The sequence below is a fragment of the Plantibacter sp. M259 genome (assembly GCF_006065115.1).
GTDB lineage: Bacteria > Actinomycetota > Actinomycetes > Actinomycetales > Microbacteriaceae > Plantibacter > Plantibacter auratus.
In genome coordinates this window covers 1,547,795-1,572,605 of record NZ_CP040750.1, presented here as the reverse complement: position 1 = coordinate 1,572,605, position 24,811 = coordinate 1,547,795, and the positions used below count along the sequence as shown (strand labels likewise).

Here is a 24,811-nt window from a genome sequence, read left to right as displayed (position 1 = left end):
GGCGGGCGCACCGTCAGCTGCGGCGCGGACCCGAGGAGATGACCGGAGCCGAGCCGATGAGGTCCTCGTCGTCGACCGCGTCGACGAGGAACGCGGCGACGTCGCAGCGAGGGATGCGGAGCGAGCTCGGCCAGCTTCCCGGCGGTGACGACACGACCGGGCGTCGGGCCTCGCTGGCGGAGAGCACGGTCGGGTGCACGATGGTCCAGTCGAGCTCCGAGCGCCGGAGGAACGCGTCCGCCTGCTCGTGATCGGCGTAGACGGTGCCGAGTCGGAGGAAGTGCGTCGCCCACCGCAGGCCGGCGGGGACGCTCCGGACCGACTCGCCGGCACCGAGCGCGGAGAGGAGGACGATTCGACGCAGGCCGCGCGAGCGCATCGCGTCCGTCACGACCCGCACGGCGTTCGAGATGAGGTCGGGAGGGCTGACCTGGCGCGCCCACGGCCAGTCGGACGAGCCGATGTTGCTGAGGGCGATGATCACGGCCTGCGCGCCACGCATGGCCTCCTCGACGTCCTCACTCCGCAGGGGAGACCCTTGGACGACCGTCAGGCGGTCGCCGGGGACGACGGCGGCGGGGTCGCGGACGAGCGCGGTGACCGAGTGGCCGCGGCGGAGAGCCTCGCCGATGATGAGTCGCCCGGTGCGGCCGCTCCCACCGATCACGAGGAGCTGTGCCACCGTCGCCTCCAGATCGTCGAACACCGGCCCGACGGCGCAAGTGGTGCGACCGTCGGGACAGTTCCATCGTTCCCGACGGAGCGACGGAGGACATCGGGGACAACCCGTGGAGTGCGGCGGTGACCGCGTTCGGTCGGGCGGTCAGGCCTTCGCGGCCGCCGGCTTCCGGGCCGGAGCCTTTCGAGCCGCCGGTGCCGCGGGCTTCGCAGCCGCCGGGCGACCGGCACTCAGCGACGACTGCTCCGGCATCGGCTGCAGCGTCGTGAACCGCGACAGCTGGGTCACGTGGTGCGGCTGCAGCTCCTCGAGCGACGCGACACCCAGGAGCTTCATCGTGCGCACGATCTCGCCCGAGAGGATCTGGATCGCGCGGTCGACGCCCTCGCGCCCGCCGGCCATCAGCCCGTAGAGGTACGCGCGGCCGATGAAGGTGAAGCGTGCGCCGAGCGCGACGGACGCCACGATGTCGGCGCCGTTCATGATGCCGGTGTCGAGGTGCACCTCGGCGTCCTTGCCGACCTCGCGCACGACGCTCGGCAGGAGGTGGAACGGGATCGGCGCGCGGTCGAGCTGGCGGCCGCCGTGGTTGGAGAGCTGGACGGCGTCCGCACCGAGGTCGACGGCGAGCTTCGCATCGGCGACCGACTGCACGCCCTTGACGATGAGCTTGCCCTTCCACTGCTCGCGGATGTACTTGACCTCGTCAGGACCGACGGTCGGGTCGAACATGGTGTCGATGAGCGCCGCGACGGTTCCCGACCAGCGGTCGAGGCTCGCGAAGGCCAACGGCTCCGTGGTGAGGAAGTTGATCCACCATGCCGGGCGGGGGAGCGCGTCGACGATGGTCTTCGGGGTGAGCGACGGCGGGATCGTCATGCCGTTGCGGACGTCGCGCAGGCGGGCGCCGCCGACGGGGGTGTCGACCGTCACGACGAGGGTGTCGTAGCCGGCCGCTGCCGCGCGGTCGACGAGCGCCATCGACCGCTCGCGCTCGCTCCACATGTAGAGCTGGAACCAGTTGCGGCCACCGGGCGCTGCCGCCTTGACGTCCTCGATCGAGGTCGTGCCCATGGTCGACAGGGTGAAGGGGATGCCCGCGGCCGCTGCGGCGGAGGCTCCAGCGCGCTCGCCCTCGGTCTGCATCATGCGGGTGAAGCCGGTGGGAGCGATGCCGAAGGGGAACGCGACACGCTCGCCGAGGACGTCCCAGCCGGTGTCGACGTTCGCGACGTTCTTCAGGACGGCCGGGTGGAACTCGATGTCCTGGAACGCCTGCCGTGCCCGGGCCAGCGAGATCTCGCCCTCGGCGGCGCCGTCGGTGTAGTCGAAGGGCGCCGTCGGCGTGACCTTCTTGGCGATGGTGCGCAGGTCGCTGATGGTGGTGGCGGCCGCCAGGCGTCGCCGGCGAGCGTTGAACTCCGGCTTCTTGAACTGCATGAGCGGCAGGAGGTCGTGGGGCTTGGGGATGCGGCGTTCAACCATGGTCTGTCTCTTCTTTCCGCGAACTGTCGCTTGAGGTGGGTGTCGAGGGGTGCGGACTGTCGTCTTCTGACAGTTCGCGAGCCTGGTAGTAGTTGGTGATGTGGGAGCGGACGGACTGACGGGCCAGCTCGGCGTCGGCGTGGCGGATCGCCTCCACGATGCCCCGGTGCTCGGCGCGCAGGCGGTCGGCGGTGGCTGACCACGACGCCAGTTGTGGGACACCGGCCAGGACGTAGCGCTCGATGGAGTCGCGGAGGCCCGACATCGTGGCGACGAGGACCTGGTTGCCCTCCGCCTCGGCGAGCGACAGGTGGAACTGCGCGTCGAGGGCGAGGAACTCGGCCTCGGTGAGGGTGGGCTGGTCCATCGCGTCGAGCAGTGACTCGGGGTGCGTGAGATCGGGGACGGCCGCTTCGGCACGCGACGCGAGACTGTGGACGACCGCGGTCTCGATCACGAGCCTGGTGTCGACCACGTCCTGGACGGCGAAGCCCTGCGCCGCGACCTGGAGCCGCATGAGGGTGGCCATGCCACCGGACGGCGTGGCGACGATGATCGCGCCGGCGGTGGGGCCGGATCCCGTGTGGGTGCGGATGAGCCCCAGGACCTCGAGGACGCGGATCGCCTCGCGGACACTGGACCGACCGACGCCGAGGTCGATCGCGAGCTGTCGTTCGCCGGGCAGGCGGTCGCCGGGGGTGAGGACACCGCTGAGGAGGTCCGACTCGATGCGGGCGAGCACGACCTCCCAGGCCCGGGGCTCCGCCGCTGCGGCCGCGGGCGGTGTCGCCGGGGCCGCTGCTGGCGCGGCTGTCGCTGGTGCGTTCATCGATCCTCCTTCGACACTGCGGTGTGGTCAGACCACAAACCCTACCTCTTGAACCGATTCAACGCGAGCCCTCGCCGCAGATTTTTCTGCGAAGGGAAGTCGACGGACGACGACGCCCGTCTCAGGTACGGAGGACGATGTTCTCCGGCTCCTCATCGGCCAACAGATGTTCGATCTGTCGACGCAGGAGACGCGCCATCCGCGGCAGCATGGCGCTCGTCGCGCCCCCGATGTGCGGGGAGACGAGCACGTTCGGCAGGGACCAGAGCGGGTGGTCGGCGGGCAGCGGTTCGGGGTCGGTCACGTCGAGCGCGAGTCGGATGCGACCACTTGTCGCGTGCTCCACGAGTGCGTCGGTGTCGGCGACGGGGCCGCGGGCGACGTTCACGACGAGGGCGTCGTCGGGCAGTGCCGCCAGGAAGGCGTCTCCGATCAAGCCGCGGGTGTCGTCGGTGAGCGGGACGACGACGATGACGATCTCCGCGTGCGGCAGGAGCTCGGGCAGTTCGTCGATGCCGTGGATCGGCCCCCGCTCGTCCTCCCGCGCGCTCGACGCCACCCGGGTGACCTCCACCTCGAACGGGAGTAGCCGCTCCTCGATGGCCGCGCCGACCCCGCCGTACCCGATGAGGAGTACGCGGCGGTCGGCCAGGCTCGGGCGCTGGCTCTGCAGCCACTCGCCCGTCCGCTCGGCGCGCACGAAGTCCGGGATGCCCCGCTGCGAGGCGAGGATGAGCCCGACCGTGAGCTCCGCCGTCGAGGCCTCGTGCACGGTCGCCGCGTTGGCGAGGGTGATGCCGGCCGGGAGGAGGTCCGCGAGGCCGTCGTAGCCGATCGACTGCACCTGGACGAGCTTCGGCGTCACCGCGGCGACGTTCGCGAGCGGCTTGTTCGAGCCGAGGTACACGGGCACGACGAGGTCGATGTGCTCGACCGGCGGGTCGGTGCGGAGGTCCCATTCGACGAACTCGACGCCCTCGGGGAGGGGCCCTGCGACAGCACCTCCTCGCGCAGTTCGGCGGGCAGGCTGACGATGAGTGGAGAAGCGGTCATGCTGCGACGCTACCTGGTGACGCTCGTGGAGCCGGCAGGCTTGCGCGGCTCGTAGCGGGTCGGCTCGAAGGAACGGGCGACGAGGGCGCGCAGGGTCTCGAGGTCGCCGTCGATGATCCCCACCGCCCTGGCCTGGACGAGGACGTTCCCCAGCGCCGTCGCCTCGACCGGGCCGGCGATGACAGGGATCTCCGCACGATCGGCCGTCAGCTGGCACAGGAGCGTGTTCTGGGATCCGCCGCCGACGACGTGGATCGCACGCACCTGGACCCCGGACAGCTCGGAGGCCGTGTGGACCGCATCCGCGAACGCCTGCGCCAGGCTCTCGATGATGCACCGGACGAACTCGGCACGGGACTGCGGCACCGCGCGCCCGTGCTCGACGAGGAACTCGGCGATGCGCGCGGGCAGGTCGCCGGGGGCGAGGAACCGGGGATCGTTCGCATCGAACACCGAGACCGGAGCGTCGACCGCGGCGGCCTGGGCGATGAGCCCGGGCAGGTCGATCGTCTCGCCACCGCGCTCCCAGGTGCGCACCGACTCGCTCAGGAGCCAGAGTCCCATCACGTTGTGCAGGAAGCGGGTGCGTCCGTCGACGCCGCCCTCGTTCGTGAAGTTCGCCGCTCGACTCGCCTCGGTGAGGACCGGGCGTTCGAGCTCGACCCCGACGAGCCCCCAGGTGCCGCACGAGATGTAGGCGGCGTCCGGGGTCGTCATCGGGACGGCGACGACCGCTGAGGCCGTGTCGTGTGAGCCGATGGCGGTGACGGGCGTGGATGAGGGCAGACCGACCTCGGCGGCGACCGCGTCGAGGAGCGTCCCGATGCGATCGCCCGGCTGGACGATGGGCGGGAGGACGGACGCCGGGATGCCGAGCCGGGTGAGCAGTCCGGCGTCCCACCTGGTCGGTTCGCCGGCGCGCACGAGGCCGGTGGTCGACGCGTTGGTGGCCTCGGCGACACGAGCGCCGGTCAGCCAGTGCGCGATGAGGTCGGGCACCAGGAGCGCGGTGTCGGCGACGTCGAGCATGCCGGCGTCACGCTCGGTCGCGAGCTGGTAGACGGTGTTGAACGGCAGGAACTGCAGGCCGTTCACGCGGTAGAGGTCGGCGAAGGGGACCGTTCCGTGGACCGCCTCGACACCTGCCGCCGTCCGTTCGTCGCGGTAGTGGAACGGTGCGCCGAGGAGGCGCCCCTGCCGGAGGAGGCCGTAGTCGACCGCCCACGAGTCGATGCCGATGCTCGCCAGGTGCGGCTCCTGCTTCGCTGCGCCCGACAGCCCCGCGATGATCGAGCGGTACAGCTCGAGGATGTTCCAGTGCAGGCCGTCCGGCGTGCGGACGGGCGTGTTCGGGAACCGCGCGACGGGTACGAGGCGCAGCTCGCCGGGGCCGACGTGGCCGAGCATGACCCGCCCGCTCGTGGCCCCGAGGTCGACCGCCGCGACGGTGCCGCTCCGGCCTGCCCCGCTCATCGCAGGAAGGCCGCGGCCACACCCGCGTCGACGGGGATGTGCAGTCCGGTCGTGTGGCTGAAGTCGCTCGTGCAGATCGCGAAGACCGCGTTCGCGACGTTCTCGGGGACGACCTCGCGCTTGAGGATGGTGCGCTGCGCGTAGAACTTGCCGAGGTCCTGCTCGTCGATGCCGTACGTCTTCGCGCGGTTCGCACCCCAGCCCGATGCGAAGATGCCGGAGCCGCGGACGACGCCGTCGGGGTTGATGCCGTTCACCTTCACACCGTACTCGCCGAGCTCCGCGGCGAGGAGGCGGACCTGGTGGGCCTGGTCGGCCTTCGTCGCGGAGTAGGCGATGTTGTTCGGGCCGGCGAACACGGAGTTCTTCGACGAGATGTAGACGATATCGCCGCCCAGCTTCTGGTCGATGAGCACGCGTGCGGCGGCCTTCGAGACGAGGAACGAGCCCTTCGCCATGACGTTGTGCTGGAGGTCCCAGTCGGCCTCGGTTGTCTCGAGGAGCGACTTCGACAGCGAGAGACCGGCGTTGTTGACGACGAGGTCGAGCCCGCCGAAGGCGAGGACCGTCTCGTCGATCGCGGCCTGGACGGCGGCCTCGTTCGAGACGTCGGCGGCGATGCCGATCGCGACGTCCGTGGTGCCGAGCTCGGCAGCTGCGGCCTGCGCCTTCTCCAGTGAGAGGTCGGCGATCGCGACGACCGCGCCTTCCGCGACGAGACGCGTGGCGATGGCCTTGCCGATGCCGGATGCGGCACCGGTGACGAGCGCGATGCGGGTCGCGAGTGGCTTCGGCGCAGGCTGACGCTGCAGCTTCGCCTCCTCGAGCGCCCAGTACTCGATCGCGAACTTCTCGGCCTCGTCGATCGGCGCGTACGTGGAGAGTCCCTCGGCCCCGCGCATGACGTTGATGGCGTTGACGTAGAACTCGCCGGCGACGCGGGCGGTCTGCTTGTCCTTGCCGAAGCTGAACATGCCGACGCCGGGGACGAGGACGATGAGGGGGTCGGCGCCGCGGATCGCCGGGCTGTCAGCCGTGGCGTGGCGGTCGTAGTAGGCCTGGTAGTCCTCGCGGTAGGCCTCGTGCAGGGTGCCGAGGCGCTCGATGACCTGCTCGACGCTCGCCGTTGCCGGCAGGTCGACCGCGAGTGGCTTCACCTTGGTGCGGAGGAAGTGGTCGGGGCAGCTCGTGCCGAGCGCGGTGAGACGCGGGTGCTCCGCCGAGGCCAGGAAGTCGAGGACCTCGGGGCTGTCGGTGAAGTGGCCGACGACGGGGCGGTCGGCGGAGGCGAGCCCGCGGATGGTGGGCGCGAGGGCCGCCGCCTTGGCACGACGCTCGGCCTCGGGGAGGGCTGCGTAGCCGTCGAGCGCCGGACCGAAGGGCTCGGGGCGGGAGTTCGCCTCGATGTAGGCGGCCGCGGTGTCGATGATCCACAGGGAGTTCGCCTCAGCCTCCTCGGAGGTGTCACCCCAGGCGGTGATGCCGTGCCCGCCGAGGATGGTGCCGATGGCCTGCGGGTTGTCGGCCTTGATGGCGGCGATGTCGAGGCCGAGCTGGAAGCCGGGGCGACGCCACGGGACCCACACGACCTTGTCGCCGAAGATCTTCGCGGTGAGTTCGGGGCCGTCGGCGGCGGTCGCGATGGCGATGCCGGAGTCGGGGTGCAGGTGGTCGACGTGGGCCGCGTCGACGAGGCCGTGCATGGCGGTGTCGATCGACGGGGCCGCGCCACCCTTGCCGTGCAGGGTGTAGTCGAAGGCGGCGACCATCTCGTCCTCGCGGTCGAGGCCGGGGTAGACGTCCTGCAGGGCGCGCATGCGGTCGAGGCGGAGGACCGCGAGGCCCTCGGGTTTGAGCGTGCCGAGGTCGCCGCCGGATCCCTTGACCCAGAGCAGCTCGACCGGCTCGCCCGTGACGGGGTCGATCTCGGTGCCCTTGGCCGAGGTGTTGCCGCCGGCGTAGTTGGTGTTCTTCGGGTCGCTCCCGAGGCGGTTGCTGCGGGCGATGAGCTCTGCAGCGGTTGGGTTCACGGACATTCGCACTCCTTCGTCGGGGCACGTCCGTGCCCGGTGTTCAATCGTGTTAAGTGTTACACGAAGCGACAGAACCCACAAGCTTCCATCGAGTGCGGTGTCCCTAACTCAGGAGCGCTCCGGCGTGTCTGCGCCCGGCGGCGGCGTGTTGCGTGCGGCACGCCGCCGGCCTCCTGAGTTAGGGGGAAAAGGGCACGCGACTCCGTACCGCGGACCCGCTCCTCCCGAGTCTGTCGAGGGGCTACAGGAGTTCGACGGCGTCGCGGTAGGCGTCGAGCGCGGGGTCGGAGGGGTCGAGTTCCGTGACGAGGAGGTCGATGTCCGCCAGGGCGAAGCCGACCGCCATCGCGCGCTGCCCCAGCTTCGAGGACGCGGCGACGAGGATCGTCTCGTCGGAGGAACGGGCGAACGCCTGCTTGACCTGCGCTTCTTCGAGGGTGACCTCCGAGCTGCCGACGGTCGGGTCGATGGCGGCGGCCGACAGGAAGAAGCGCCGGTAGAGCACCGACGACGCCGCCTGGCAGGCGATGGGGCCGATGAAGCTGTCGGTGCGCGACTCGGCTTGGCCGCCGACGAGGATCGCGGTGACCTCGCGGTTCGCGCCGGCGAGGAGGAAGTTCGGGTAGGAGTTGGTCGCCACCGTGAGGGTCGACTCGCCGAGCAGTCGACTGATGCCACCGGCCGTGCTGGAGGCGTCGATCGCGATCGCGCCGTCCGTCGGGATGAGCGCCCGGAGCTTCTCGACGATGGCGCCCTTCTCGCGGACGCCCGTCGCGGACCGCTCGGTGAAGGTCCTCGGTCGCAGGGTTGGGATCGCCCCGCCCCGGACGCGCCGTACCAGGCCGAGCTGCTCGAGGTCGGCGAGGTCGCGTCGCACGGTCATCGAGGACACGTCGAGCTCCGCAGCCGCGTCGTCGAGGCGGATGCTGCCGTCGCGTTCGAGGATCGCCGTCAGTCGGGTTCGTCGTTCCTCGGCGCCGAGCGTGCCGGTCGTGGCCATGCCGCCCCCTGTCCATCGGTGTCGGACGTGTCCGTTCGTGTCCGTCTCAACAGGATGTCACAGTGGGGGAGGGCATCGGTCCGGTCCCCAACTCAGGAGCACCCCGGCGCGTCGCCGACAAGCCGCGGCGTGGCGTGCGCGGCGCGCCGCGAGCGTCCTGAGTTACGGACCGTCGTGCATCACGAGCGCACGGGTGATTCAGGAGGCGGCGTCGATGAGCGTCTCGGCTGCGCGACGCGCGTGCAGCGCGGCCTCGGGGGAGCCGGTGATGGCGGCGGTGGTCTGGGCGCCTTCGGCCAGGATTGCGAGCTGGGGGGCGAGCGATGCCGGGGCGCCGGCGTCGGCGACGAGGTCGGCGACGTAGTCCTGGAAGGACGCCTTGTGTTCGCGGGTGATGGTGGCGACGGCCGGGGAGACGCCCCCGAGCTCCCCGAAGGCGTTGATGAAGCCGCAGCCGCGGAACGAGTCGTCACTGAACCAGCCGGCCAGGTAGTCGTAGATCGCGAGGAGTCGGTCGCGGGGTGTCTCGGCGTCGTCCACGAGCGCGCTGACGCCGGTGGTCCAGAGCTCGTGCCGGCGCTCCATGACCGCGAGGACGATGTCCTCCTTGCTCGGGAACTCCGAGTACAGGCGCTTCAACGACACGCCGGCCGCCGAGCGCAGTTCGTCCATGCCGACGGACTGGATGCCCTTCGCGTAGTACAGGCGGTCGGCGGCGTCGACGATGATGTCGCGCACGGAGGCCGGTGTCGCGGGTGCGGCCGCCGGGCTCGGCGACGCGATCGTTATCGTCTGTTCGCTGGTCATTCCATCAGTGTACTTGCATTGAGAACGATCGTTCCCTATGCTGATGGACACCGAAGAGAACGATCGTTCTCAATTCGGGGCGTGGAACCGGGCGACGAGTCCGGACGCCGAAGACGAAAGGAATCGAACCATGTCGTTCATCACCGTCGGAACCGAGAACAGCACCTCCGTGGAGCTCTACGTCGAGGATCACGGCAGCGGCCAGCCCGTCGTCCTCATCCACGGCTACCCCCTCGACGGCTCCTCGTGGGAGAAGCAGACCGCGGCGCTCCTCGACGCCGGCTACCGCGTCATCACCTACGACCGCCGCGGCTTCGGCAAGTCCTCCAAGCCCACCGAGGGCTACGACTACGACACCTTCGCCGCCGACCTCAAGGCCGTCGTCGACAGGCTCGACCTCAACGACGCGGTCCTCGTCGGCTTCTCGATGGGCACCGGCGAGGTCGGCCGCTACCTCGGCACCTATGGTTCGGAGCGCGTCGCGAAGGCCGTCTTCCTTGGATCGCTCGAGCCGTACCTCTTGCAGACCGACGACAACCCGACGGGTGTCCCGCAGGACGTGTTCGACGGGCTCCTCGAGGCCGTCACCGACGACCGCTACGCGTTCTTCACCAGCTTCTTCGAGAACTTCTTCAACACGGACGAGAACCTCGGCTCGCGCCTGAGCGAGGAGGCGCTTCGTGCGAACACGCAGCTCGCCTACAACGCATCGCCGTACGCCTCGGTCGCGGCGCAGCCCACCTGGCTGACCGACTTCCGGGCCGACGTCGCGAAGATCGACGTCCCGTCGCTCATCGTGCACGGCACCGGCGACCGCGTCCTGCCGATCGACTCCACCGGTCGCGTGTTCGCGAAGGCGCTGCCCTCCGCCGAGTACGTCGAGATCGAGGGCGCGCCGCACGGCATGCTCTGGACCCACTACCGCGAGGTCAACGAGCAGCTGCTCGCCTTCCTCGCGAAGTAGTCGGCACTTCGACGGGCTCAGTGACCAATATTCGGTCCCTGAGCCTGTCGAAGGGCGGGTGTGCGCGTGTGCAGTTCGACAAGCTCAGTGACCGGGGCTGGCTCAGTGGCCGGGGCTGGCTCAATGACCGGTATCTGGTCCCTGAGCCTGTCGAAGGGGCTCGGCCTTCCCGCTTACGCGCCCCAGCTCGCCTGGGTCCCGCCGACGCGTTCCTCGGCGATCTGCTGCTGGTAGCCCGAGGCCAGGTAGGCGCCGAACGGGTCGGCGGGCAGGCCACGGCTCTCGCGCCAGGCGGCGAGTGGCCCGCGGACGTCGGTGTAGAACGCGTCCATGAGGATGCCGTTGGCGCCGAGGACGTCGCCGGCCTCCTGTGCCGCGGTCAGTGCGTCGCGGTCGACGAGCAGTGCGCGCGCGGTCATCTCCTGCACGTTCAGCACCGAGCGGATCTGACCGGGGATCTTGTCCTCCACGTTGTGGCACTGGTCGAGCATGAACGCGACCGGCGAGTCATCGTCGAGGCCGCCGCCGCGGACGACCTCGTAGAGGATCCGGAACAGCTGGAACGGGTCTGCCGCGCCCACGATGAGGTCGTCGTCGGCGTAGAAGCGCGAGTTGAAGTCGAACGAGCCGAGCTTTCCGAGGCGCAGGAGCTGGGCGACGATGAACTCGATGTTCGTGCCCGGCGCGTGGTGGCCGGTGTCGAGGCAGACGAGGGCCTGGTCGCCGAGCTGCGCGACCTGGGCGTAGGACGTTCCCCAGTCGGGGACGTCGGTGTGGTAGAACGCCGGCTCGAAGAACTTGTACTCGAGCACGAGTCGCTGCTCCTCGCCGAGGCGGGCGTAGATCTGCTGGAGCGAGTCGGCCAGTCGGTCCTGCCGGCCGCGGATGTCCTGCTGGCCCGGGTAGTTGCTGCCGTCGGCGAGCCAGATCTTGAGGTCCTGCGAGCCGGTCGCGTGCATGACGTCGATGCAGGCGAAGTGGTGGTCGATCGCCTTCTGACGGATCGCCGGGTTGCTGTGGGTCAGGCTGCCGAACTTGTAGTCCTCATCCTGGAAGGTGTTCGAGTTGATGGTGCCGAGCGCGACGCCATGGTCCTCGGCGTAGCGACGGAGCGCGCTGAAGTCGTCCACGAGGTCCCACGGGATGTGGAGTGCGACCTTCGGCGCGAGGGCGGTGAACTCGTGCACCTTGGCGGCGTCGGCGATCTTCTCCTCCGGCGTCCGCGGGGTGCCGGGCGTCGTGAACACCTTGAAGCGGGTGCCGGAGTTGCCGAACGCCCACGAGGGGAGCTCGATGGCCTGCTTCTCGAGCAGGGGGTGATGGTGTCGAAACTGGTCATGGTCACTTCTCTGTGCGTGTTCCGGTGGTCTGGTGCGCGTTCACGGCGCTGGTTGCAGCATACGTGAATCGTTTCAACGTCGCTACTCGTGCAGCACGTTCTGCCCCAACTCAGGACGGGTGCGGCGTGTCGGGTGCCGCGCTCCCCGCGCTGGGGGCGACGCGCCGACCGCATCCTGAGTTAGGGAAGGGGTTCGGGTTCGGGCTCGGTGGTGGTGGTGGTGGGGAGGGCGGCGAGCTGGTCCTCGAGGTGGAACACCTCGGTGAGCTGGAGGAAGCCCTGGTCGGGTGGCAGGTCGAGGTCGACGAAGAACTCACCCATCTCCGCCTGCCAGCGCGCGTTGACCTCGGTCTCGGCCATGCCGGCCTGGGCTGCCTCGAGCGATTCCGTCTCGAAGTACCCGATGAGGAGGCCGTCGTCGCGGACGAAGAGCGAGTAGTTGTGCCAACCGGTGTCGGCGAGGGCCCGCAGCATGTCGGGCCAGACGGCGGCATGGCGTTCGCGGTACTCCGCGAGGCGCTCAGGTTTGACCTGGAGCTGGAAGCACACGCGGTGCAGGGGTCGGGCACTCGTCATCGAGGCGTACCTTTCTGTTCGGTTCACGGATCCTCTGAATCGATTCAGACGATCGTGAGCAGCGTATCCGGGCGATCGGCCGCGGGTCAACGGACCGGCTGCCCGGACGTCTGAAGATCTGGACAGGGTGCATCGACCGTTCGGCTTTCAGGGCGCGCCCGGCGTCCGCGCCGATCACCCCTGGACACCCCGGAGCGAAGTCCCTAGCGTGGATCCCATGGCTGCCGATGACGCGCCACCCGATGCACCCACGATCGACGGTTCCGACGGTTCGGAGGAGACGACCGTCGCCTCGGAGAGCCCGCGCTGGCGTCGCGACGTCGCGGTGTTCCTGTCCGGTCAGACGGTTTCACTGTTCGGTTCAATGCTCGTGCAGTACGCGATCATGTGGCACCTCACGCTCGAGACGAAGTCCGGTGTCGTGCTCGCGTTCGCCGCCGTCGCGGGGTTCCTGCCGCAGGCGATCGTGTCGATCTTCGGCGGGGTGTGGGCCGACCGGATGAACCGCAAACTGCTCATCATCGCGGCCGACGGCTCGATCGCCATCACGACCCTCGCGCTCGCGATCTTCCTCATCAACGGTGCCGCCGACCTCTGGCTCATCTTCCTCACGCTCGCGATCCGCTCGGTCGGCGCGGGCATCCAGATGCCGGCCGTCTCCGCGCTCATCCCGCAGATCACGCCGACCGACAAGCTCATGCGGGTCAACGGCATCAACGGATCCATCCAGTCGGCCATGATGCTCGTCGCCCCGGCTGCGGCCGGCGCGCTGTACGCGAGTGCGTCGCTCGTCGCGATCTTCTTCGTCGACGTCGTCACGGCCGCGATCGGGATCGGGCTGCTGCTGCTCGTACCGGTGCGGACGCTCGTGCGGTCGGGCGAGCGCCCCGGCTACTTCGCCGACCTCACCGAGGGCGTGCGCTACGTCTGGCACCACGGCTTCGTGCGCTGGTTGCTCATCCTTTTCGCGATCGTGTTCCTGTTGATCGTCGCGCCGTCCTACCTCACGCCGCTCATGATCGCCCGCTCCTTCGGCGACGAGGTCTGGATGCTCACCGTGAACGAACTCGCCTTCAGCGTCGGCATGGTCGGCGGCGGCGCGATCATCGCGATCTGGGGCGGCACCAAGAACCGCGTGCTCCTGATCGTCGGGTCCTCGGTGGTGTTCGGGGCGCTGTCCATCGGGCTCGGGCTCTCGACCAACCTCTGGGTCTTCTTCGGCTTCATGTTCCTGCTCGGGATCGCGGTGCCGTTCTTCTCGACGACGTCGATGACCCTGCTGCAGGAGCGCGTCCAACCGGAGCGGCAGGGTCGCGTGTTCGGCTTCGTCGGCATCGTCATGGCGGTGTCGATGCCGCTCGGGATGATCGTGTTCGGGCCGCTCGCCGACGTCGTCTCCGTCGAACTGCTCCTCGTCGTCGCCGGCGTGCTCACCTTCGTGGTGCTCGCCGTCGCCGTGCTCGTGCCGTCCGGTCGACGGGCGATGGCCGAGGTGACGAAGCAGCCGTGACCCGCTCCGGTCGTCCGATCAGGGGAGCTGCGCCGAATAGCCCTCACGGTAGGTGGGATAGCGATAGGTGAACCCGGTGTCGCGGAGGATGGCTGCCGTGATGCGCTTGCCGCGGTGCGGTTCTTCCGGCGTGCGACCGGCGTCGTCGAGCGCCGGGGGAGCGACGCCGAGTCGATCGGCGAGGAAGTCGGCGACCGTCGACAGCAGGACCGGCTCCTCGTCGATGCCCGCCACGACCGGCGGGAGCGATGCCGCCGGCAGGTCGAGCAGGTGCACGATCACGGCAGCGGCGTCGTCACGGTGGATGCGATTGGTCCAGCCGGAGGGCCGGGTGACGCGGCCGTCGCGGACCTGGTCGACGAACATCGTGGCCGTCGGACCGTAGAGGCCGCCGAAGCGGATGGCGCTCGCCTCGGGCACGGCGCCGAGGACAGCCTCCTCGGCTGCGAGCAGGGCGCGTGCGGTGCCGGTGGTCGGGATGGCCGGCGTGGTGTCGTCGATCGTCTCCCCACCGTCCTCGCCCCACACCGCGGTCGACGAGACGAACAGGATGCGGGGTGGGGTGCCGGGGAGGGCGGCGACGGCAGCGAGGAGATGCCCGACACCGTCGCGGTAGAGGGCGTCGTAGGCTTCGACCGAGCGTGCCCGCGGCGCAAGGGCCACCACGATCGCCGTCGTGTCCGCTGGGAGATCGGGGGCCGCTGTCGTGAGGTCGCGGAGCTGGAGGGTGAAGCGCCCCTCGACAAGCTCGGGGACCAGGTTCGGCTCAGGGATCGGGTTCGACTCGGGCGCCGCACGCTTCACGCCGACGACGTCCTCACCGCGGGCGAGGAGCCTCCCGGCGACGTCCGAGCCGAGCTGTCCGAGTCCCACGATCACGACGGTCATCGCTCCACCGTACCCGCCGCCAGGGGTGAGAATGGTGGGATGAGTGCTGCGGGGGAGTTCATCGACGCGGCGCTCCAATACGAGGGCGACGGCTATCGGGCAGCGGACGTCGCCGAGCGGCTCGGCGACGGGCTTCAGTCCTACGGTTCCTCGGTCGGGGCCGTGCGCGGGACGGTGCGCGACGCCCTCCGGAAGTTCCCCGGACTGGAGCACGACGAGCTGGCAGCCCTCGCCTCGGAGCTGTGGGCCGTGCCGGTCTTCGAGCGTCGGCTCGCCGCGATCGTCCTCCTGCAGTCGAGCGTCCCGGTGCTCAAGCACACCGATCTGACGAGGATCGAAGGTTTCGTCCGCGCCGGTCGAGTGCCCGAGCTCGCCGACCCGCTGGCCACCGACGTCATCGGACCGCTCCTGGAACGCCTCGACGGGACGGCCCGGACCAAAGCCGAGACCGTCCTCGACCGCTGGATGCAGGACGAGCCCTGGTTACGACGGGCGGCACTGCTCGCCCCGATCCGCGAGCTGGGTGCGGGCGGTGGGGACGTCGACCGGGCCGCTCGCCGACTCACGGTCGCGCTCGAAGGGTTGCAGCGACCGACGCCGATCGCCGTGGTGGAGCCCGCGGTGGAGCGTCTTCGCGCCGTGCTCTGATCCGTCCTGTCGCGAGGTCCGGGTTCGGCTCAGGGACCGGGTTCAGCTCAGTGACCGAGGTGTCCCGGGCGCCAGGTTCGTCCGGTCAGTGAGCTTGTCGAAGTGCCCCCGAAGGGCTTCCTGTTCTGAGGGCGCCCTCGGCGGGGCTGCCCTTCGACAGGCTCAGGGACCGGGTTCAGTGCAGCGACCGGGGTCGGCGCGGGGACCGGGTTCGGCTCAGGGGTCGGGGCGGCCCAGGGACCGACGGGCGCTCACACCTGGCGGAAGTCGATCCCCAGCAGGCTCGCCGCAGCCCGGTAGTCAGCCGACCGGTGTCCGAGCGACAGCGACCAGTGATGCCCGATACCGGTCGCGCTCCACTCGTCCACCCAGACACCCGGGTCGCGCCCGAAGTCGACGCGGCTCGTCGTGTTCCCGATCGCGAGCAGCGGGCCGGGGACGACCTCGCCCTCCGACGCGACGAAGGCGAGCGAGCCGTCGCGGTCCTGCCCCAACCCCAGCAGCGTGACCGGCCCGTGCCGCACGTCGAACTCGACGCTCACCCCCCAGCCGCGCTTGCCGTGATAGACCCCGAGGCCGCGCAGCAGCGGGTCGCGGGAGCTGACGGCGAGGTGCGCCGGTCCGTCGTGCCCCATCTCGACGACCTCGTCCTTGAAGTCCAGACCCTGGATCTCGCAGAACGACCCACCGGCGCCGACGACCTGGGTCGCGAGTTGGGCGACCGTGGTCCGCAGCTCGTACTCGCCGGTCGTGGGGATACCACGAGCGGTCAGGAGGGACGCGCCGAGGATCATGCCGGCGCCGAGTCGCTCGTGCTGTTCGCCGTCGCGACCCCGGTGGTAATAGGCGAGGCTGTCGAGCGCGAACTCGTCGACGAGTCGATCGAGCCCGACCGACACCTTCGCTCCCCACGCGAAGTCGTCCTCGACCACCGTGTCGTCGAGGGTGAATATCTCCCTGGCGAGGGCCATGCGGTCTGCGACCTCGGCGTCGGTCACCTCGTCGACGAGGACGCGGAGGTCGTCGAACTCCAGGACCTCGACGTGCGAACCGAAGGTGGTCGGCAGCAGGGTGAGGTCGGTGGAGACGTCGAGCATGCCGGGGTAGACGTGGCCCATGAGGCCGTGACGGGCGTGACGGAGGGCTGCGCGGACGTGCGCCGCCCGGATCCACTGCGAGATGCGGCCCCACGCCGACTCCTGACGCAGCCACCCCGACACCGAGCGGAACGGGATGCCCGCGCGACGGAAGACGTTGCCGACCTCAGGCACCGGGCACTGCCCGCAGTAGGCGAGCCAGGCGCCGGTGTCGAAGCTCGCGTGGTCCATCCGCTCGGTTGGCTGCAGGTCGATGACGAGGACCGGGGTGTTCGCGCGCTGGGCGATCGGCAGGACCATCGAGGAGGTGAGGTAGGTGGTGAGGAACAGGACGATGAGGTCGCAGTCGCCCTGTCGGAGCTGTTCCGCCGCGGCGTCGCCCTCCTGCGCGTCCGAGATGAAGCCGACGTCGACGACCTCGGCGTCCATCTGCTGGAAGCGTTCCGAGACGTACCGGGCCGACGCCTGGAGCTGGGGGAGCAGCTCCGGGAACTGCGGCCAGTAGGTGCCGAGGCCGCCGGCGACGAGGCCGATGCGTGGCTTCCGACGGGCCTTCGGGGTGAGGAGCGGGTGGGGGGCTGCTGCGGTGTGGGTCATCGTCGATCCTTGGGTGGGCGCGGGGCGCGGGAGTATTTAATCGATTAAATTCTGGTGATGACTGTACCCGGGCGTCACCGCCGCGTCCAGCCTCGCCGCTGCTCAGGCAGGCAGGGGAGCGGACTCGCGGACGACGAGATACGGCTCGAGTGTCCGGGTGACGTGCTCGTGTGCCGCGCGGTCGGCGCCCAGCTCGGCCAGGAGGATGTCGACGGCCATGCGCCCGAGTTCGTCCTTCGGCTGCTCGACCGTGGTGAGCGGCACCCGCCCGTCGGCGGCGAGCGCGAGATCGCCGTAGCCGACCACGGACACCTCGTCCGGCACCGCGAGACCTCCGTCGTTCAGCCCCCTGATGACGCCGAGCGCGAGCTGGTCGTTCGTGCAGAACACGCCGGTCGGATGCGGTGTCCGGGCCGCGATCCGGCGACCTGCGACACGGCCCGCGTCGACGGTCATCTCGTCCACGGTGACCTCGTGGAGGTCGTCGGGGTCGAGACCGGCCGCGATGAACGCGTTCCGGGCGCCCTCGCGTCGATCGGCGCACTGCGGGATCGCCAGGTCGCCGTTCACGAGCACGATCGACCCGTCGGACGGCTGGGCGGGACTGGCGAGCAGGTGGGCGACCGCGAGCTCCCCGCCGTGCACGTCATCGATCGCGACGGAGCAGCCGGTGTCCTCGGGGGCGGTGCGGTCCATGAGCACGAGGCGGCTGCCGACCCGCCGCAGCTGGGCAAGTCGGGAGGCATCGGCCGTCAACGGAGCGACGAGTGCGCCGGCAGCCCGGTGCTCGGCGAGCATCTCGAAGTGCCGGAGTTCGAGGTCCGGGTCGTCGTGGCTCACGCAGAGCGCGACCGTGTAGCCGTGTTCGGCCGCGGCCTCGGTGACCCCGCGGGCGATCGCCGAGTAGAACGGGTTCGCGATGTCGGGGATGACGAGACCGATGAGCCGGTTCGTGCCCTGTCGCAGGGTGGCGGCGGCACGGTTGGGGACGAAGTCGAGTTCCTCGATCGCGGCGAGCACGCGCTCGCGCGTGGCGGGGGCGACGATCTCGGGGCGGTTGAGCGTGTTGGAGACGGTCGCGTTCGAGACGCCGGCGAGTCTGGCGACGGCGGCGAACCCGATGTCGTGCTTCGCCATGCTGCCCTCCGATTCCTCTCCGAGCGTACCCGTCCCCAACTCAGGACGGCCGCGGCGTGTCGGCCGGTCAGCAGGCGCGACACGCGGCTCGTGTCCTGAGTTGGGGACAGCGGGTATGGCGGAGGCGACCGCTACGGGAGGGTGTGGCCCGCGGCGGTGAAGAGGCGGTACCACTCCTCGCGTGACAGCGTCACGTCGGAACCTGCGGCAGCTTCCTGGACGCGCGACGGCTTGGTGGTGCCGAGCACGACCTGGATGTTCGCGGGGTGCCGGGTGATCCACGCGGTCGCGATGCCGGACGGCGTCACGCCGTGTGCGGCAGCGAGCTCGTCGAGCACGTCGTTCAGCTCCGCGTAGTGCTCGCGATCGCCGATGAAGACGCCCGTGAAGAAGCCGGCCTGGAACGGCGACCACGCCTGCAGGGTCATGCCGGTCAGGCGGCTGTAGTCGAGCATGCCGTTGTCGCGGTCGATCGACTGGTCGAGGCCGGCCATGTTCGCGGCGACACCCGACGCGATGATCGGGGCGTGGGTGATGCTCAGCTGCACCTGGTTGACGATGAGCGGCTGCTCGACGGAGCCCTTCAGCAGCTCGACCTGCGCCGGCGTGTGGTTCGAGACGCCGAAGTTCCGGACCTTGCCCGCGGCCTGCAGGGTGTCGAACGCCGACGCGACCTCTTCCGGCTCGACGAGGCTGTCGGGACGGTGCAGGAGCAGGAGGTCGAGGTAGTCCGTCTTGAGGGCGGCGAGCGACTCGTCGACGGAGCGGAGGATGTGCTCCTCCGAGAAGTCGAAGAAGCCTGTGCGGATGCCGACCTTCGACTGGATGAGCACCTGCTCGCGCTCGGCGGCGGTGAGGGTGACGGCGTCGCCGAAGCGACGCTCGCACCCGTGACGCTCCGAGCCGTAGATGTCGGCGTGGTCGAACATGGTGACGCCGGCGTCTCGTGCGGTGTGGAAGAGGGTGCGGATGGCCTCGTCGTCGAGGGCCTCGATCCGCATGAGGCCGAGGACGATGCTGGACGCGGTCAGGTCGGTCTGGGGCAGGGGGATGGTCTTCATCCGACCATCCTGGCCGAACCCACCGGTGGTCTGCCTAGGATTGACGACATGTTCGTGTTGTCGTTGCTGCTCATCGTCCTCACGATCATCGCGCTCATCGACGTGGTGGGTCAGCCCGAGCCCGTCGTGCGCAACCTGCCCAAGATCGTGTGGGTGCTGCTCATCGTCTTCATCCCGCTCATCGGCGTCGCCCTGTGGTTCCTGCTCGGCAAGGACTGGTCGACGAGCCGGATCAAGCTCCCCGAACGCCGGGGCCGGAAGCAGTCGCGGACGTCCGGCTCGTGGGGCTCGGGTCGCGGTCCCTCGTCGACCGCGACGCCCTCGCCGTCGCAGCCGGACCGCGCCGTCAGCAGCACGGAGGAGCAGCTTGCCGCCCTCGAGCGCGAGATCCAGGCCGCCGAGGACGCCGAGCGCATCCGCAAGCTCGAGCTGGAGATGAAGCGCGCCGATCCCGACGCCGACGACAAACGCTCCTGACGATGAACTCCCGTCACGACCCACTGCCCTAACTCAGGACGCCGTCGGCGTGTCGGCGGTGGCGCGGGCCCTGGTGGGGCGACGCACCCAGCCGCTCCTGAGTTAGGGCAGTGGTGAAGTGGTGGTTTGTTCGTGCGGTGCTGCGGGTGACTCCTAGAAGTCGTACTTGTCGATGTTCGACGCGTCGAAGGTGGTCGGCGGGCCGACGATGACGGTGCCGTCGGCGGCGACCTCGCGCTCACCGAGGTCGCCGGCCTCGAAGGTGTCGCCCTCCTTGCCGGTGATCGTGCCCTCGGCGAGTGCCTTGCCGGCGAACGCGGCGACGTAGCCGAGCTGAGCCGGGTCCCACAGCGCGAACGCCGTGACGGTGCCGTCCTTGACGAACGGACGCATCTCGTTCGGGAGGCCGAGCCCGGTCAGTGCGACCTTGCCCTTGTACTCCGAGGTGGAGAGGTAGCGGGCGGTCGCGGCGATGCCGACCGTCGTGGGCGAAATGATGCCCTTGAGGTTCGGGTGCGCCTGGAGCAGACCCTGGGCCTCCTGGAACGACTTCGTGTCGTCGTCGTCGCCGTAGACCTTGGCGACGAGCTTGATGTCCTTGTAGTCCGGATTGGAGGCGAGCTCCTCCTCCATGTACTTGATCCACTCGTTCTGGTTCGTCGCATTGGCCGTGGCCGAGAGGATCGCGATCTCGCCCGAGCCACCGATCTGCTCCGAGATGAGCTTCGTCTGGATCAGGGCGACGTCCTTCGCGACGACCTGGGAGATGAAGACGTCGCGGCAGTCCTTGCTGGTGTCGGAGTCGAACGCGACGATCTTCGCGCCGCCGTCACGGGCCTCCTTGAGGGCGGGGCAGACGGCGTCGGGGTCGTTCGCCGCGATGACGATGACGTTCGTGCCGGCCTGGGTCTCCGCGTTGATGAACGACACCTGGCTGGACGCGCTCGCCTCGAGCGGGCCGACGACCTCGGTGGCGCTGAAGCCGGCCGCCTTCGCGCCGTCCTTGCCGCCGCCGAGCACGACGTCCGTGTACGGGTTGTTGAGCTGCTTGGGGATGAAGGTGATGCTCTCCGCGGCACCGCCGCCACCACCTGAGCCCGCGGAGTCGCCGGTGGCGCACCCCGTCGCGATGAGTGCGAGGGAGGCTGCTGCGGCGATGAGGGCCGCTGCGCGACGGGCCGAACGGCCTGCTGCGCGGTTTCGAATCGACTGCATTGTCTGTTCCTTTCTGGATACGCCTGGTGCTGTGGCGTGGGGTGCCCCGAGGGCTGCGCCGATCGGGAGATCAGTGCTGGGGCAGGCTGCGTCGGATCCGTCGGTGGTGGTTCCACTGCTTGACGGATTCGAAGATACTGGGGCCGACCACCGAGGCGATCAGCAGGGTCCCGGTCACGATGATGAGGACGACGTCGGAGACGCGGCCGAGCCGGAGCGCGTAGTTGATGGTGCCGATGAGCAGCACACCCGCGACGACACCCGGGATGGATCCCTTGCCGCCGAAGATCGACACGCCGCCGAGGAGCACGGCCGCGATGACGGCGAGTTCGAGACCCGAGGCGTTGTCGCTGCGGGCGCTCGAGTAGCGGAGCGTCCAGAACACCCCCGCGAGGGCGGAGACGCCGCCGGTCGCGACGTAGAGCCAGAACTTCGAGCGGGCGACCTTGATGCCGACGAAGCTCGCGGCCTCCGTGCTGTACCCGAGCGCGTACAGCCCGCGGCCGAAGGGGGTCAGGTGCAGGACGATCCCGAAGGCGAGCACGACGACGAGGACCCCGACCATGACCACGGGGATACCGGTCGAGCCGATCTTCGACGTGAAGAACGCGGTGAGCTCGGGCGGGAAGTTCGCGACCGCGTTGTCGCCGATGACGACGAGCGCGAGGCCGCGGAACAGCGCGAGCGTGCCGATCGTCACCGCGAGCGACGGGAGTCCGACCACCGCGATGAGGAAGCCGTTGAACGCGCCGGCGACGACTCCGACGAGCAGCCCGATGAGGAGGACGACGCCGATGTCCATCCCGCCGCCGGCCCACAGCACACCGATGACGGCGCTCGTGAGGCCCGCGGTGCTCGCGACGGACAGGTCGATCTCGCCGGTGATGATGACGAGCGTCATCGGCATCGCGATGAGGAGGATCGGGATGACGTCGAGGAGGAGGAAGCCCACGGTGACGGGGGAGGCGAACCGCGGGATGAGCAGGCATCCGCTGATGACGACGACGAGCAGCGCGTAGATCATGATCGCGTCGCGGCCGAGCAGGATGCGCGAGGCACCGGTGCGGCCCTTCGGTTCGGCCACGAGCACGCCGGTGGTGTCGGTGCCGAGTGGGCCGGAGCCCTTGGTGAACGGAGCCTTCGGGGCTGCCGGGGTCTTCAGATCAGACATCGCGTGCCTCGCTCATTCGCAGTTTCTTGGCCGTACGGAGGCTGGCGACGCGGTCGATGATGATCGCGGCCAGGATGAGGATGCCCACGATCGCCTGCTGCCAGAACTTGTCGACGCGCAGGGCGGTGAGGGCGCTCGTGATGGTGGTGAGGAGGATCGCGCCGATCGCTGCACCGGCGACGGAGCCGCTGCCGCCGAAGATCGCGACACCGCCGACCACGGCCGCTGCGACGACGTCGAGCTCCATGCCCGACCCGGTGGTCGCGCCGACCGAGTTGAAGCGCGAGGCGTAGAGCACGCCGGCGAGTCCGGCGAGCAGGCCGTTCGCCAGGAAGGCGAGGAAGACGCGGCGGCCGACCGGGATGCCGAACAGCTTCGCGGCGTCGGGGTCCGACCCGATCGCGTAGAGGTCGCGGCCGGAGCGGGCGCCGGCCATGTAGACGGCGACGACGACCACGACGAGGATCGCGATGAGGGTGATGACCGGGAAGCCGAGGACGGTGTCGACGGACAGGTTCCCGAACGCGTCGGGTCGGTCGTCCGCGAAGTACTGCGTGCCACCGGCCCACGCGTTGTTCAGGCCTCGGTAGATGTAGAGCGTGCCCAGGGTGATCACGAGGGCGGGGACCTTCGCGATCGTGACGAGCGCACCGTTGATCGCACCGAGCACCGCGCCGAGCAGCATGGCGATGGCGAACACCGCGATGATCGGCAGCTGCGGCATCGTCGCGAACATCGTGCCGGTCGCGAAGGCCACGAGCCCCAGGATCGAGCCGACGGACAGGTCGACGTTGCGGGTGATGATGACGAGCGCCTGACCGACGGTGAGGATGATCATGATCGTCGCGTTGAGGAGGAGGTCCTTCACCCCCTGTGCGGACAGGAACAGCGGGTTCGCGAGGTAGGTCACGAGCACGAGGACGACGAGGGCGACGGTGACCGGGAGCTCCCGGAGTCGCACGATCGACGCGATCGGGTTCGTCGTGCGCTCGGTCGCGACGGTGACGGGGCCGCCGCCTCCCGGCTTCGTGGTGGTGTCGGTCATCGTGCGCCTTCCAGGGAACCGGTGGCCGCGTGCATCACGGTCTCCGGGGTCGCTTCTTCGCGGGTGAGCTCGGCGGTGATCCGTCCCTCGTGCATGACGAGGACGCGGTCGGCCATGCCGAGGACCTCGGGCAGTTCGGAGGAGATCATGAGGATCGCGATGCCGCGGCCGGCGAGTTCGGAGATGAGGCGGTGGACCTCGCTCTTCGTGCCGACGTCGATGCCGCGGGTGGGCTCGTCGACGATGAGGAAGGTCGGCTCGGTGGCGAGCCACTTCGCGAGGACGACCTTCTGCTGGTTGCCACCGGAAAGGGTGGAGACCGCGTACTCCTGGGAGCCGGTCTTCACCTGGAGGCGGGCCGACCACTCCTCGGCCGCCTCGCGTTCGCGGCGGCCGGAGATGATCCCGACCCGCGCGAGCCGGTGGCGGAGGGTGAGGGTCGCGTTGCGTGCGACCGACAGGTCCATCACGAGACCCTGTTGGCGGCGGTCCTCCGGGACGAAGCCCATGCCGGCGTCGATCGCGGCCTGCGGGTCGCCGGCCTTCACCGGCTTGCCGTCGAGCGTGACGCGTCCGGTGTCGTAGGGGTCGATGCCGAAGACGGCGCGGGCGACCTCGGTGCGCCCGGCGCCGACGAGTCCCGCGAGGGCGACGATCTCACCCGAGCGCACCGTGAACGAGATGTCGGAGAAGACGCCGGCGCGCGACAGCCCGTCGACGGTGAGGACCGCGTCGCCGATCTCCGCGTCCTGCTTGGGGAAGAGGGCGGCGATGTCGCGACCGACCATCTGCCGGACGATCGCGTCGACCGTCGTCTCGCTCGTGGCGTGCGTGGCGATGTAGCGGCCGTCGCGCATGACCGTGATGCGGTCGCACAGCGCGAAGACCTCCTCGAAGCGGTGGGAGATGAACATGATGCCGGCGCCCGCGTCGCGCAGGGAGCGGGCGACCTGGAAGAGGCGGTCGACCTCGACGCCGGAGAGCGCGGCGGTCGGTTCGTCCATGATGAGGACCTTGGCGTCGAGCGAGATGGCCTTCGCGATCTCGATGATCTGCTGGTCGGCGATCGAGAGGCCCTCGGCGACGCGGTCGGGGTCGATCTGGACGCCGAGGCGGTCGAACAGGGCGCGGGCGGCCTTCCGCATGGCGCCCGTGCTGATGAGTCCGAGGCCGTTCTTCGGCTGGCGGCCGATGAAGATGTTCTCGGCGACGGTGAGGTCGGGGAACAGGGTCGGCTCCTGGTAGATCACGGAGATGCCCGCGGCCTTGCTGTCGGCGACCCCGCGGAAGGCGACGGGCTTCCCGGCGAGGGTGAAGTCGCCGGCATCGGGGGTGTAGAGCCCGGCGAGGATCTTCACGAGCGTGGACTTCCCGGCGCCGTTCTCGCCGACGAGCGCGTGGATCTCGCCGGCCTCGATCTGGATGGTGCCGTCGGCCAGGGCGACGACGGGGCCGAAGGTCTTGGCGGCTCCGATGAGGGAGAGCGCCGGCTGGGCGCTGCGCCCGGCAGGTTCGGTGCGCGTCGGCTGCGCTGGATGGTCGATCGTCATTGAGGGTCCGTTCCTCCACGGTGAGGGGCTCGCTCCCGGCGGGATGTGAATCGATTCAGGGTCGGGAGCACTTGCACTGTATGGCCGCCGGATCGCGGGCGGCAAGGTGAAGCGGTCGTTCCTGACAGGACCTTCAGAAACGGCGCCCCGCTTGGCTCGCCTAGGCTGTGGATGCTC

Annotated in this window: 22 protein-coding genes; 4 read left to right on the top strand and 18 right to left on the bottom strand. The window is 69.7% G+C overall.

The features are described 5' to 3' along the window. Positions 1-13 precede the first annotated feature (13 nt). From FGL15_RS07205 to FGL15_RS07170, 8 genes are all read right to left on the bottom strand, one after another. Positions 14-706, bottom strand: coding sequence for an NAD(P)-dependent oxidoreductase (locus tag FGL15_RS07205; RefSeq protein ID WP_138945530.1), 693 nt, complete (start codon positions 704-706; stop codon positions 14-16). A gap of 117 nt (positions 707-823) precedes the next feature. Beyond that, a complete protein-coding gene (locus FGL15_RS07200; protein ID WP_138945529.1) occupies positions 824-2,164 on the bottom strand; it encodes an alpha-hydroxy acid oxidase in 1,341 nt (446 codons plus the stop codon). After that, on the bottom strand, positions 2,157-2,993 hold the full coding sequence (locus tag FGL15_RS07195) for a FadR/GntR family transcriptional regulator (protein ID WP_138945528.1): 837 nt from the start codon (positions 2,991-2,993) through the stop codon (positions 2,157-2,159). The genes FGL15_RS07200 and FGL15_RS07195 overlap by 8 nt, the downstream gene beginning before the upstream one ends. A 121-nt stretch (positions 2,994-3,114) precedes the next feature. Further along, a complete protein-coding gene (locus FGL15_RS07190) occupies positions 3,115-3,906 on the bottom strand; it encodes a 2-hydroxyacid dehydrogenase (RefSeq protein WP_240773840.1) in 792 nt (263 codons plus the stop codon). Between the two features lie 149 nt (positions 3,907-4,055). Then, positions 4,056-5,519: a rhamnulokinase family protein gene (locus FGL15_RS07185; RefSeq protein WP_138945527.1), complete on the bottom strand. Its 1,464-nt coding sequence runs from the start codon at positions 5,517-5,519 to the stop codon at positions 4,056-4,058. Beyond that, positions 5,516-7,555 carry a bifunctional aldolase/short-chain dehydrogenase gene (locus FGL15_RS07180; RefSeq protein WP_138945526.1) on the bottom strand — a complete coding sequence of 680 codons (2,040 nt, stop codon included), beginning with the start codon at positions 7,553-7,555 and terminating at the stop codon, positions 5,516-5,518. The genes FGL15_RS07185 and FGL15_RS07180 overlap by 4 nt, the downstream gene beginning before the upstream one ends. A gap of 238 nt (positions 7,556-7,793) precedes the next feature. Beyond that, positions 7,794-8,552, bottom strand: coding sequence for a DeoR/GlpR family DNA-binding transcription regulator (locus tag FGL15_RS07175; RefSeq protein ID WP_138945525.1), 759 nt, complete (start codon positions 8,550-8,552; stop codon positions 7,794-7,796). Positions 8,553-8,750: 198 nt separating this feature from the next. After that, entirely contained in the window at positions 8,751-9,359 is a 609-nt protein-coding gene (locus FGL15_RS07170; protein WP_138945524.1) for a TetR/AcrR family transcriptional regulator, read from the bottom strand. Between the two features lie 130 nt (positions 9,360-9,489). Between FGL15_RS07170 and FGL15_RS07165 the strand changes: the two genes are divergently transcribed. Then, on the top strand, positions 9,490-10,323 hold the full coding sequence (locus FGL15_RS07165) for an alpha/beta fold hydrolase (RefSeq protein ID WP_138945523.1): 834 nt from the start codon (positions 9,490-9,492) through the stop codon (positions 10,321-10,323). 173 nt (positions 10,324-10,496) lie between these two features. Here the strand turns inward: FGL15_RS07165 and rhaI are convergent, their stop codons facing one another. Further along, positions 10,497-11,636, bottom strand: a complete 1,140-nt coding sequence (gene rhaI, locus FGL15_RS07160) for an L-rhamnose isomerase (protein ID WP_138945522.1) — start codon at positions 11,634-11,636, stop codon at positions 10,497-10,499. A 206-nt stretch (positions 11,637-11,842) separates the two neighbouring features. After that, positions 11,843-12,238 (bottom strand): L-rhamnose mutarotase, encoded by a 396-nt coding sequence (locus FGL15_RS07155; RefSeq protein ID WP_205858700.1) that lies wholly within the window; start codon positions 12,236-12,238, stop codon positions 11,843-11,845. A gap of 217 nt (positions 12,239-12,455) precedes the next feature. Between FGL15_RS07155 and FGL15_RS07150 the strand changes: the two genes are divergently transcribed. Further along, complete coding sequence (locus FGL15_RS07150; protein ID WP_138945521.1) at positions 12,456-13,748, top strand: MFS transporter; 1,293 nt, start codon at positions 12,456-12,458, stop codon at positions 13,746-13,748. Positions 13,749-13,766: 18 nt separating this feature from the next. Here the strand turns inward: FGL15_RS07150 and FGL15_RS07145 are convergent, their stop codons facing one another. Next, on the bottom strand, positions 13,767-14,636 hold the full coding sequence (locus FGL15_RS07145) for an NAD-dependent epimerase/dehydratase family protein (protein ID WP_138945520.1): 870 nt from the start codon (positions 14,634-14,636) through the stop codon (positions 13,767-13,769). Between the two features lie 39 nt (positions 14,637-14,675). On the opposite strand from FGL15_RS07145, the gene FGL15_RS07140 reads away from it, so the two are divergent. Continuing rightward, positions 14,676-15,284, top strand: a complete 609-nt coding sequence (locus FGL15_RS07140) for a DNA alkylation repair protein (protein ID WP_138945519.1) — start codon at positions 14,676-14,678, stop codon at positions 15,282-15,284. A gap of 251 nt (positions 15,285-15,535) precedes the next feature. Here FGL15_RS07140 and FGL15_RS07135 read toward each other — a convergent pair whose 3' ends face one another. The 3 genes from FGL15_RS07135 to FGL15_RS07125 form a co-directional block, all read right to left on the bottom strand. After that, entirely contained in the window at positions 15,536-16,978 is a 1,443-nt protein-coding gene (locus FGL15_RS07135; RefSeq protein WP_138945518.1) for an L-fucose/L-arabinose isomerase family protein, read from the bottom strand. Between the two features lie 102 nt (positions 16,979-17,080). Next, complete coding sequence (locus FGL15_RS07130; protein WP_138945517.1) at positions 17,081-18,115, bottom strand: LacI family DNA-binding transcriptional regulator; 1,035 nt, start codon at positions 18,113-18,115, stop codon at positions 17,081-17,083. A gap of 131 nt (positions 18,116-18,246) precedes the next feature. Continuing rightward, positions 18,247-19,176 carry an aldo/keto reductase family oxidoreductase gene (locus FGL15_RS07125; protein ID WP_138945516.1) on the bottom strand — a complete coding sequence of 310 codons (930 nt, stop codon included), beginning with the start codon at positions 19,174-19,176 and terminating at the stop codon, positions 18,247-18,249. Between the two features lie 48 nt (positions 19,177-19,224). Between FGL15_RS07125 and FGL15_RS07120 the strand changes: the two genes are divergently transcribed. Further along, positions 19,225-19,653, top strand: coding sequence for a PLD nuclease N-terminal domain-containing protein (locus FGL15_RS07120; RefSeq protein WP_138945515.1), 429 nt, complete (start codon positions 19,225-19,227; stop codon positions 19,651-19,653). A 153-nt stretch (positions 19,654-19,806) separates the two neighbouring features. On the opposite strand, the gene rhaS is transcribed toward FGL15_RS07120, so the two are convergent. The 4 genes from rhaS to FGL15_RS07100 form a co-directional block, all read right to left on the bottom strand. Then, positions 19,807-20,868, bottom strand: a complete 1,062-nt coding sequence (rhaS, locus tag FGL15_RS07115) for a rhamnose ABC transporter substrate-binding protein (RefSeq protein WP_138945514.1) — start codon at positions 20,866-20,868, stop codon at positions 19,807-19,809. 70 nt (positions 20,869-20,938) lie between these two features. Continuing rightward, positions 20,939-22,039, bottom strand: a complete 1,101-nt coding sequence (locus FGL15_RS07110) for an ABC transporter permease (protein WP_138945513.1) — start codon at positions 22,037-22,039, stop codon at positions 20,939-20,941. Further along, entirely contained in the window at positions 22,032-23,084 is a 1,053-nt protein-coding gene (locus FGL15_RS07105; RefSeq protein ID WP_138945512.1) for an ABC transporter permease, read from the bottom strand. The genes FGL15_RS07110 and FGL15_RS07105 overlap by 8 nt, the downstream gene beginning before the upstream one ends. Next, positions 23,081-24,634 (bottom strand): sugar ABC transporter ATP-binding protein, encoded by a 1,554-nt coding sequence (locus FGL15_RS07100; RefSeq protein WP_138945511.1) that lies wholly within the window; start codon positions 24,632-24,634, stop codon positions 23,081-23,083. The genes FGL15_RS07105 and FGL15_RS07100 overlap by 4 nt, the downstream gene beginning before the upstream one ends. Positions 24,635-24,811: the final 177 nt, after the last annotated feature.

Bases quoted from the DNA above. Each gene is read 5' to 3' on its own strand.
- FGL15_RS07125 (WP_138945516.1), bottom strand. From the start codon at position 19,176: ATGAAGACCATCCCCCTGCCCCAGACCGACCTGACCGCGTCCAGCATC.
- FGL15_RS07170 (WP_138945524.1), bottom strand. From the start codon at position 9,359: ATGACCAGCGAACAGACGATAACGATCGCGTCGCCGAGCCCGGCGGCC.
- FGL15_RS07150 (WP_138945521.1), top strand. From the start codon at position 12,456: ATGGCTGCCGATGACGCGCCACCCGATGCACCCACGATCGACGGTTCC.
- FGL15_RS07140 (WP_138945519.1), top strand. From the start codon at position 14,676: ATGAGTGCTGCGGGGGAGTTCATCGACGCGGCGCTCCAATACGAGGGC.
- rhaS (WP_138945514.1), bottom strand. From the start codon at position 20,868: ATGCAGTCGATTCGAAACCGCGCAGCAGGCCGTTCGGCCCGTCGCGCA.
- FGL15_RS07155 (WP_205858700.1), bottom strand. From the start codon at position 12,238: ATGACGAGTGCCCGACCCCTGCACCGCGTGTGCTTCCAGCTCCAGGTC.
- FGL15_RS07195 (WP_138945528.1), bottom strand. From the start codon at position 2,993: ATGAACGCACCAGCGACAGCCGCGCCAGCAGCGGCCCCGGCGACACCG.
- FGL15_RS07185 (WP_138945527.1), bottom strand. From the start codon at position 5,519: ATGAGCGGGGCAGGCCGGAGCGGCACCGTCGCGGCGGTCGACCTCGGG.
- FGL15_RS07180 (WP_138945526.1), bottom strand. From the start codon at position 7,555: ATGTCCGTGAACCCAACCGCTGCAGAGCTCATCGCCCGCAGCAACCGC.
- FGL15_RS07175 (WP_138945525.1), bottom strand. From the start codon at position 8,552: ATGGCCACGACCGGCACGCTCGGCGCCGAGGAACGACGAACCCGACTG.
- FGL15_RS07200 (WP_138945529.1), bottom strand. From the start codon at position 2,164: ATGGTTGAACGCCGCATCCCCAAGCCCCACGACCTCCTGCCGCTCATG.
- FGL15_RS07120 (WP_138945515.1), top strand. From the start codon at position 19,225: ATGTTCGTGTTGTCGTTGCTGCTCATCGTCCTCACGATCATCGCGCTC.
- FGL15_RS07100 (WP_138945511.1), bottom strand. From the start codon at position 24,634: ATGACGATCGACCATCCAGCGCAGCCGACGCGCACCGAACCTGCCGGG.
- FGL15_RS07165 (WP_138945523.1), top strand. From the start codon at position 9,490: ATGTCGTTCATCACCGTCGGAACCGAGAACAGCACCTCCGTGGAGCTC.
- FGL15_RS07145 (WP_138945520.1), bottom strand. From the start codon at position 14,636: ATGACCGTCGTGATCGTGGGACTCGGACAGCTCGGCTCGGACGTCGCC.
- FGL15_RS07110 (WP_138945513.1), bottom strand. From the start codon at position 22,039: ATGTCTGATCTGAAGACCCCGGCAGCCCCGAAGGCTCCGTTCACCAAG.
- FGL15_RS07135 (WP_138945518.1), bottom strand. From the start codon at position 16,978: ATGACCCACACCGCAGCAGCCCCCCACCCGCTCCTCACCCCGAAGGCC.
- FGL15_RS07105 (WP_138945512.1), bottom strand. From the start codon at position 23,084: ATGACCGACACCACCACGAAGCCGGGAGGCGGCGGCCCCGTCACCGTC.
- FGL15_RS07130 (WP_138945517.1), bottom strand. From the start codon at position 18,115: ATGGCGAAGCACGACATCGGGTTCGCCGCCGTCGCCAGACTCGCCGGC.